The sequence below is a fragment of the Calothrix rhizosoleniae SC01 genome, assembly GCF_900185595.1.
In the GTDB taxonomy this organism is placed as follows: Bacteria; Cyanobacteriota; Cyanobacteriia; order Cyanobacteriales; family Nostocaceae; genus Calothrix_A; species Calothrix_A rhizosoleniae.
This window is the reverse complement of record NZ_FYBH01000196.1, coordinates 1-8,147: the sequence shown is the minus strand read 5'-3', so window position 1 is coordinate 8,147 and position 8,147 is coordinate 1. Positions and strand designations below refer to the sequence as shown.

Below are 8,147 nucleotides of genomic sequence, written 5' to 3'. Positions count from 1 at the left end.
GAACAACTTTAATTTATGCAGAACGCATCTGCTGTAAATAAAACAAACCCTGCACCAGATATTAAACTACTGGTTGTAGATATTGATGGTACGATCGCTGGACATGACAACAGAGTTAGGGAACCTGTCAAACAAGCCATCACCGCAGCCCAAGCCCAAGGGATTCAAGTGGCGATCGCAACAGGAAGAATGTACTGTTCTGCTTTACGTTTTCACCAGGAAATTGGCTCTAATTTACCTTTAATTGCCTATCAAGGGGCTTGGATTCAAGAACCTGCATCCCAGACCATTCATCATCATTTGGTTATTTCTAGGACAATTACCGAACAGTTATTGGATTATTTGGAACAACCACAATTACAAAATATTTTATCTATACATTTCTACATTAACGACCAGTTATACGTTCGGAAATTAAGTCAAGACACACAAGCATATGCACAACGTTCTGGGATAAATCCCATTGCAGTAGGTGACTTACGTAATGTTTTAGATCGGGAACCGACAAAAATTCTCGCTCTGTGTGAAGATACAAATATTATTGACCAATTACTTCACAATTTGCGTCGCCAATATACTCCGACTCAACTTTACCTGACTAAATCCGTCTCTACCTTCTTTGAAGCTGCTCATCCCCAAGTCAACAAAGGTGCAGCCGTTAGTTATCTTGCAGAAGAAATTTTGGGATTAAAGCCTCACAATGTCATGACCATTGGTGATAACTTCAACGATGTGGAAATGCTAGAATATGCTGGCATTGGTGTAGCTATGGGTGATGCACCTCTAGAAGTGCAAGCAACTGCTCAGTGGGTGGCTCCCAGTGTAAAAAAAGATGGTGTTGCGGCAGCGATCGCCAAATTTTTGCTATCTTAACCGATTTACTTCACACCAATTACCAGAAGTATAGCGAGAGGGTGAAAGCCTCTGAAAAAGAGCAACACAGTTGCGTATTTTGTTCTTTAGACAGGGGATGAAACCCGATACGGTGGGATTTATCCCACAGTCCCCACAGGGTGAGCGAAAAAAGTGTGGGGAGTGATTTTTTTGGATACTTAGCTAGAAATCCCATTAGAATCCCCTCGCCTTCAGGCAGGGGAGCAGTCAAAGATTGATCCAGAAACACCGTGGTGGGTACAAAAACCCAATTTCTTTCCAGATACAATTTTATTCATCACTAAAAAATTCTGTAGTGTGCATAAAATCAGAAAGAGCACCGACGACTGGCCGTGTTTCGTCTCGGTGCTCTTGCTGGTTCGCTCCTCACACGCTTAAAAATGTATCCCAATTTTTTTCATTTGTCAAATGTTGTTACAAAAATTTTTGTATTTAAGTAACAGTAATCTTTTTGCTTATTTTTGCCAGCTAGAACACCGATTCATTAATGCCAAAATACCTGGGTTTAGGTGAGAGGGGAAGAGGGAAAGAGGGAAAGAGGGAAAGAGGGAAGGAGTGAAAGATAAAAAATCTTAAATCCCAACTATCAACTATCAACTATCAACCATCACTCCATCACTCCATCACTCCCCTCTCCTACAAGATTGCTCCTCTAGGATCACAGAGATTGAGGAGCAATTATACCCAGCTTACCTGATAACAATAATTTGCAAACTACTTTAGTCGCCAAAACCAATCCAATTCTCATCTGTGCTAATTCAGGTGACGTAGATTTGACTTCACCCCAAATACGACAATTACTCCAGAAGCTTTGAAAAGCATCAATTAAACTCACCACAGCTTTTTCCCAATTTACATCCCTACCAGAGCGATCGCAGTATATCCAATCCACCATCTGGATTAACTCAAAAATTAGGCGATGGCTGGCTTGGCGATCGCAACGAAGTTTCTGGTTATCGTTGAGCCAAGATATGGAATTACAGTTAATTTCATTCAGTTTAATTAATCCCTCCTGTTCCCCTAACCTTAAGAGAGAACAGCAGCGAGCATGGATATATTGTGCAGTAAATAAAGCCGGAGAACTGGATAATAACTCAGGAGCATCACATATATTATTACCTTCCAGTTCTTCCTCAAACCCCAAAGATGTCAGATTAGCCAACCAAGTAGCTATACATTCGTCACTTAACACTACATGAATCAAAGCCGAAGGGGTAACATGAACAAAAAACATGTTTCCTAAACTTGCAGATAAAATTGCCTCCATCTCATCAGCAATCTTTAGAGCTTTAATTTTATTAGACTTTGATAACTTCAGTGCTAGAGGAGTAATGTAAAAAACCCTATCTACATATCTACCTTTATATAGATGAATATTTTCGCAATCCATGCATTTTTTTTTCTTTCTGTCAGCATAAATACCGACTGATCTCCGTATTTGACTGGAGATTAGCTGCTTAATTGCTGTGTATTTACAAACCAGTAGCGTTTTATGCACAAAAATCCATTTCCGGGAGGCGAAGTAGCTAAAAATACGTATTTTTAGTCATCTGTCTTGAGACATAACTTTATTTTTAGAGTAGAAAAATAAGAATTTCGTGAAATTTGTTGAATAACTGGTAAAGAATACTACCATCATTGTACAGTTAGGAGTATAACAAAAGAGTAGAGAGTAAAATTCCTTTCTACATTTTTGATGGCTGGCGCTGTTAATGGCGTTAAGCCAACACGCCAACACAAAGACACTCCTTGCACCTTTTTTATTGATGTCTTTGTCTTCAGCCGAACGCTCTTTGTTAACTATGCAATCTCAATCCTCCTTTTCTGAGGCTTCACGACCTTTTCTAACTTGGCAACGGATCATTGATTGGGCCCAAGAACATTACCGCTGCCGTACCTTTAGCAAAGATGAACGCATTCCAGCCAGACCTGGATTGCTGTATTTAGTGCAAAGGGGTGCGATTCGCATGGTGGGAACTGCCCAAGTTAGTGCTACTGCAAGTCAATTAACCTCTAGACGTATCAATAGAACCCCAGAAGAAGCTTTCTTAGGTTTTGTTGGTGCTGGACAGCCATTTGAAATTGTGGCTCAGTCACCATTCACACTCCAGTCTTACGCCCACGTGGATCAAACAGCAGTGTTGTGGATGTATTGGCACGACTTAGATAATTGGCCTCACTTCCGTAGAGAGGTTATGGATGCTTTCCGTTATCAGCACCAGCGTAAACTACTGTGGCTGAGTGCTTTAGGACAACGGCGTACCATTGACCGACTCCTAGGATTCCTCACTTTGTTAATTGAAGAATACGGAGAACCATCAATGAGTGAAACAGATCCTGATGTGATCCGTGGCTATTGTCTACCCTTCCCCCTCACCCATGCTCAAATTGGTAGCGCTATCGGTTCCACCCGTGTAACCGTTACCCGCTTAATGGGCAAACTACGCCAACGTGGCTTAATCCTCACTCAAGGGGATAATCTAATTTGCTTACCAGCAGAGTCGATTAATAGAGCCAGTTAGAAAATGACGAGCAGGTATTAACGAATTCTCACAAACCCTTGCTGGACAATGAGTTTTTGTCCCTGCTCAGTTAATAACAAGTTGGCATAAGCAAGACCCGCTTGCTCTTCTATTTGCCCGTTTTGTTTGACTACAACAAACAAGTTGCGTGTAATTGGGTATTTACCTGATTGAAAACCCTCAATGTTCAATTGATTACGTTTACTAGGGCATTGGGAAGGAGTGACAAATGGTTCTTGATAAGGAACAACATATTGTCCTTGAGTTCGTCCCAATGGCAGGGCTCTGATTGAACATTGAGGCACAACCTCCGGAGCAGAAGCATAATAAATACCTCCAAGACTGCTAGCTACTTTTCTCAGTGCTTGGGTGGTAGTTGGTACAAAGTCCACATTGGAACCAAATGCCTCACCACCCAAAATGTCTTGGACAAACAATTCTACTGTGCCACCATCAGTTACAGGTCGAGAATATGCCTGAATAGGAATATTTGCACCTCCTAGCTGACTCCAGCTAGTAACTTTACCTGTGTAAATTGACCGTAGCTGATTGATGGTTAATCCCGGAATTTTGAGATCGGGGTGTACTGCTACGGCTAAACCATCAATTGCTACAGGAATTTGTTTGAGACTAAATCCTCGTTTTTGGGCACGCTCTAATTCTTCGTCAGTAATTGGTCGAGATGATTGGGCAAATCCTATTTGTCCATTAATTAACATTTTTATACCGCTACTAGAACCAGCTTTTCCACCGCTAGGTTGTACATAGCGTAACCGGAATTCAGGTAATGCTGCTTGAATAGCCGTATCAACTGCCAATCTGATTGGTGCCCATGAAGTACTACCGCCATAATTAAATAATCCAGTAGGAATATTTTTTACAGCAGTGAATTTGTTCTCTTTCTTGATTCCAGAAAATGCTTGAGGCTGATTCGTTGTATTAGAAGTAGGAGACTTTGATTTATTTGACTGGTTCAAGTTTATACCAGATTTTTGTGTAAACCACCAAAAACCTCCTCCTATCAGTCCTACGGTAATCAGTAAAGATAAAATTAAAACAGGTGTTTCGTTTTTTTGTGACATCGGAAATTATATCGCTACGCGCAAGTAATAAGTGAGCCATTGCGGTGGACGGGTTTCCCGGCATCAAGCAAATGGCGTGCCTCTTGCTCCCTTCGGGAGAGCTTCGCGTTAGCGAAGCGTATCCGTTAGGCTTTGCCGTGCCCGAAGGGCTTAGGATTCACTTCGAAGGAGTAATAAGTAACAAGTAATAAGTTTACTGCTCATAGGTTTGGTGCTTCAACAATATTTTCCCACGGGTAATGTATTCAAAATCTGGGGATAAAAATTTCAAACCTGTTATTACTTTATTCCTAAATCAATGTACGGTCTTTTATCCTTTTGTCGTAGGTTATAATCAATACTTGTGCTATTGCAACCCAACATAATATAGCGCTATGGGCAAGACTTATTACTTGCTCGTAGCGCTATATTTTCCTACAAAATAATTTATTTATTCCTAGAAAGGTTCGCAAGTATCATCATCAATCTCCGCATCCCATCTAGCAGAGAGTACCTGATCCATCATTGCTTCCATCGCGTTAGCATTAAAAAAACGTTCTCGCCGCTCTTGCAAGGGAGTCGAAAGAGGAATCAGCCGCAGACAAGTACTTTCTTGTACCAAATCAAAATAGGTTTCCGCTTCTGGAGACTGTTTTAGCTCCAAATAATCAAAACTATAGATGTTTAAATATAAAGAATGGTTAGCAACTAGGGTAGAGCGTTGGGGATTAGCAAATACTTCAACCACATCTCCTTCACCCTCGTTCTGTAATTGGTTTTCCTGGGTGTAGACATAGCGTACTCGACCTAAATCGCTAAGTAGTTGCCGGATATCATGTTTATTTACAACTACGCCTGTGTTGACGATGCATGGAGCCGGTATTTGAGTGTCAGGTAGATGGTAAGTCATAGTTCAATAGCTTTTAGGAGCGAAGGTGAGGTACAACACAGCTAATATTAAGTTATCTACTCTGTAGCTTTGCCGACTCCCTACATTGAAATTATCCTCTTTTTGTAGGGCAATAGCTTGATTGATAACCATAAATTATTAATTAACAAAATGGCAATATAAAGTTACCATTCATATATTTTTGACTAAATGTTTAAAAACTAGTTATTTTTTTAACTTTATAAGTATTCTGAATATTGAAATCAGCATAACAAAATTTTCTGGGTAAATTTCTCCTTCTAGCCAATCTTATTTAAAGCTTTAAAAAATATTTTGGGCATTGTGCCGGAAGTCAGAACGTCATCACTATCGTTATTTGATGTGATTCATTCACGACTAATGTTAATAATATGACTAAAAATAAGTCTTGTTTTCAGAGATTATGCTTAAATTTAATTTCAGGTATTATTTTTTATACCTCTATCCCTTTGCCTTACATAAAAGGTTTGGATTTTCAGAAAGTGTCATATCTCGCTCCAGTTATAGGTTTAATGATCGGAGGCTTGTTAGCAATCTTAGATTTGGCGATCGCTAGTTTAGGTATACCAGTATTAACTCGTAGTGCCATAGTGATTATAGCTTGGATTGGGATTACTGGAGGATTACACTTAGATGGGGCAATGGATACTGCTGATGGGTTGGCAGTAATGGAATCCCAGCGTCGGTTAGAAGTAATGGCAGATAGTGCGACTGGGGCTTTTGGAGCCATGACAGCAGTTGTTTTAGTATTACTTAAAACCACTGCCTTAGTTGATATACAGGAACATCGATGGCTGATATTAATGGCAGCTTGTGGATGGGGACGTTGGGGACAACAAGTAGCGATCGCTTGCTATCCATACCTGAAACCGAGTGGTAAAGGTGCTTTCCATAAACAGGCAATCCAGTCTTATAAAGATTTACTGCCAGGGCTAATATTGCTAAGTCTTTTCAGTATTTTCACAATCCCTTTATATAAGGCTAACTTATATATTATGGCAGGAATTTTACTCACGGGAATTACAATAGCGATCACTACATCCGCTTGGTTTAATTACAAGCTTGGTGGACACACGGGAGATACCTATGGCGCTGTGGTGGAGTGGACTGAAGCCTTATTTTTATGTATTTTGACAATTGTTACTTAGACTAACATGAACCAATAAAATCAAATAGATGATGAGCTAAGTGTAATTTACTACAAGAGAGGATTTCTTGTTGATGACCCCGCTTATCTATCAGTATGGCTTGATTTGTATCGCGACCAAAACCACTATCGGCTTGATCGATGGGGTTAGCGACAATGGCATCTAAATTTTTTCTCTGTAACTTATCTAGTGCTGGAGTCACAATATCCCCTGTTTGGGCAGCAAAGCCAATTAATTGCTGGTGGGGTTGTTTGTATTGTGCTAAATCTGCAACTATGTCAATCACTGGTGTTAGAGGTAAACTTTGGGGTAGCGATCGCTTAGGTAATTTCCCTTGATTATATTCTTGCGGCTTCACATCGGCGACGGCTGCTGACATAATAATTACATCTGCACTGGGTAAATATTCCACCATAGCTTGGTGCATTTGTTCTGCACTCACCACTGGTACTGTCTTTACCCCTAGGGGAGTATCCCAAGCCGCAGAACCATGTACTAATGTTGCCTTGGCTCCCCTATGTATTGCCGCCTGTGCTAAAGCTAGTCCCATTTTACCTGTGGAAGGATTGCCAATAAACCGCACAGAGTCAAGGTATTCCCGGGTTCCTCCAGCACTGATTAAAATATGTTTTCCGACTAAATCTCGTTGACCTTTGGTATGTAACAAAGATTGAATATAACTGACAATTTCCCGTGGTTCTGCCATTCTACCCGCACCAATGCGATCGCAGGCTAGTAACCCCGATGGGGTTTGCATCTCATGAAATCGCCCATATTTTAATATTTGCTGCCAATTACGCTGTACTGTTTGCTGTTCCCACATATCCGTATTCATCGCTGGTGCTAGTAGTATGGGACAGGTGGAAGCTAAGACTGTATTAGTTAATAAATTATCAGCCATACCGTAGGTTAACTTAGCCAAGGTATTTGCTGTTAGGGGTGCAATCAGGAATAAATCAGCCCATTCCCCTAATTCAATATGTAGAGGACGGGAATGGGTTGGTAGCCAGAAATTCTCGTCCGTATAAGCAGGATGGCGAGATAGGGTAGCAAAGGTAAGAGGTGTAACAAATTGTTGAGCAGTATGGGTGAGAATTATGCGTACTTCTACACCCATTTTAAATAGGGTAGATACAACTTCACAAATTTTGTAGGCGGCGATACCGCCGCCTACACCAATGAGAACTCGACGAAATTCTGGATTGATAATTTTTGGTATTGGACTAGAAGACAGGTGCATTAATTAATTCAGGAGTAATAGGGAATACTCTACAGAAGTTACCCTTTGGGCGTTAGCCAGCTTTTACTAATCGGAGTGCTGCTGTTACACATACCAGGGCTGGCGACGACTGACGGCTAGGTCAAGTCTATTCACAGTTCATAACTTTAATAGTCTGTTTGAGTATTTTTGCTCTAAGGCGAAATCCTTATCTCACAAGGATTATACCGTCTTTTTACTTGCTTAAATCTGAGGTAATAAAAAAACTTATAAGTTTTATAACAAAGAGGTTTGTGAAAAAGCTTTACAAAACTCAACATAAAAATTATATTAGTTTCAGTAGGTAATCAAACCTACATAAATACATAACAGCAA

At 40.4% G+C, this 8,147-nt stretch carries 8 protein-coding genes; 3 read left to right on the top strand and 5 right to left on the bottom strand.

Annotated features, from left to right (window positions below; all coding sequences use genetic code 11):
• Nucleotides 1-15 precede the first annotated feature (15 nt).
• Nucleotides 16-873, top strand: coding sequence for a Cof-type HAD-IIB family hydrolase (locus tag CALSC_RS12180; RefSeq protein WP_088241614.1), 858 nt, complete (start codon nt 16-18; stop codon nt 871-873).
• A 679-nt stretch (nt 874-1,552) separates the two neighbouring features.
• On the opposite strand, the gene CALSC_RS12175 is transcribed toward CALSC_RS12180, so the two are convergent.
• Nucleotides 1,553-2,284, bottom strand: coding sequence for a DALR anticodon-binding domain-containing protein (locus CALSC_RS12175; protein ID WP_088241613.1), 732 nt, complete (start codon nt 2,282-2,284; stop codon nt 1,553-1,555).
• A 373-nt stretch (nt 2,285-2,657) separates the two neighbouring features.
• Here CALSC_RS12175 and CALSC_RS12170 point away from each other — a divergent pair, with 373 nt between their 5' ends.
• Complete coding sequence (locus CALSC_RS12170) at nt 2,658-3,416, top strand: Crp/Fnr family transcriptional regulator (protein ID WP_088241615.1); 759 nt, start codon at nt 2,658-2,660, stop codon at nt 3,414-3,416.
• A 17-nt stretch (nt 3,417-3,433) separates the two neighbouring features.
• On the opposite strand, the gene CALSC_RS12165 is transcribed toward CALSC_RS12170, so the two are convergent.
• The 3 genes from CALSC_RS12165 to CALSC_RS27845 form a co-directional block, all read right to left on the bottom strand.
• Nucleotides 3,434-4,498, bottom strand: a complete 1,065-nt coding sequence (locus CALSC_RS12165) for a PstS family phosphate ABC transporter substrate-binding protein (protein ID WP_088241612.1) — start codon at nt 4,496-4,498, stop codon at nt 3,434-3,436.
• A 436-nt stretch (nt 4,499-4,934) separates the two neighbouring features.
• Nucleotides 4,935-5,387, bottom strand: coding sequence for a hypothetical protein (locus CALSC_RS12160; protein ID WP_088241611.1), 453 nt, complete (start codon nt 5,385-5,387; stop codon nt 4,935-4,937).
• A 3-nt stretch (nt 5,388-5,390) separates the two neighbouring features.
• Complete coding sequence (locus CALSC_RS27845) at nt 5,391-5,519, bottom strand: hypothetical protein (protein ID WP_268807206.1); 129 nt, start codon at nt 5,517-5,519, stop codon at nt 5,391-5,393.
• A gap of 257 nt (nt 5,520-5,776) precedes the next feature.
• Here CALSC_RS27845 and cobS point away from each other — a divergent pair, with 257 nt between their 5' ends.
• Entirely contained in the window at nt 5,777-6,553 is a 777-nt protein-coding gene (gene cobS / locus CALSC_RS12155) for an adenosylcobinamide-GDP ribazoletransferase (protein WP_088241610.1), read from the top strand.
• 1 nt (nt 6,554) lies between these two features.
• Here cobS and coaBC read toward each other — a convergent pair whose 3' ends face one another.
• On the bottom strand, nt 6,555-7,793 hold the full coding sequence (gene coaBC / locus CALSC_RS12150; RefSeq protein WP_088241609.1) for a bifunctional phosphopantothenoylcysteine decarboxylase/phosphopantothenate--cysteine ligase CoaBC: 1,239 nt from the start codon (nt 7,791-7,793) through the stop codon (nt 6,555-6,557).
• Nucleotides 7,794-8,147: the final 354 nt, after the last annotated feature.